This window comes from Streptomyces sp. SID13726, assembly GCF_010548375.1.
GTDB lineage: Bacteria > Actinomycetota > Actinomycetes > Streptomycetales > Streptomycetaceae > Streptomyces.
The window spans coordinates 1-546 of the sequence record NZ_JAAGLY010000236.1 but is presented as its reverse complement, the minus strand read 5'-3'; the positions used below and the strand labels follow the sequence as shown (position 1 = coordinate 546).

1 protein-coding gene is annotated in these 546 nt (G+C 74.2%); it reads right to left on the bottom strand.

Translation table 11 applies throughout. The annotated features are described in order from the left end of the window. The coding region (locus G3I78_RS47370; protein WP_343244030.1) for a peptidase dimerization domain-containing protein at positions 1–527 on the bottom strand (527 nt) is incomplete at its 3' end. Between the last annotated feature and the right edge of the window lie 19 nt (positions 528–546).

Below are 546 nucleotides of genomic sequence, written 5' to 3'. Positions count from 1 at the left end.
ATGCCGAGGCGCGCGAGCGACTTGTTGTCCGTGCCGCCCGAGAGCGTGTACGGCAGGACGGTCGCCTCGGGGTCCTCGGCGAGCAGCGAGTCGACCATCGCGTCGACGAGGTCGCCCTCGAACGGCACCTCGAGCGCGATGTCTCGGTGGATCTCCTCGACCCGCACGTGGTCGCCCGCGAGCGCGCGCAGCGTCGCGAATCCCTCGTCCTCGTGCCCGGGCAGCAGGCGCGCGTCGATCGCCGCCTCCGCCCGGCCCGGGATGACGTTCGCCTTGTACCCGGCCGTGAGCTGCGTCGGGTTGGACGTGTGGCGCACGGTCGCCCCGACGAACCGGGACGCCGGGCCGAGCGCGGCGACGAGGGCCGCGACCGACGACGGGTCCTCCGGGTCGTACCGGAGCCCGGTGAGGTCCGCGACGCCGCGCAGCAGCTTGTCGACCGTCGGGGTGAGCGTGTTGGGCCAGTGGTGGGCCCCGATGCGCGCGACCGCCTCCGCGAGCCGCGTCACCGCGTTGTCCTCGTTCACCTGGGACCCGTGGCCTGCC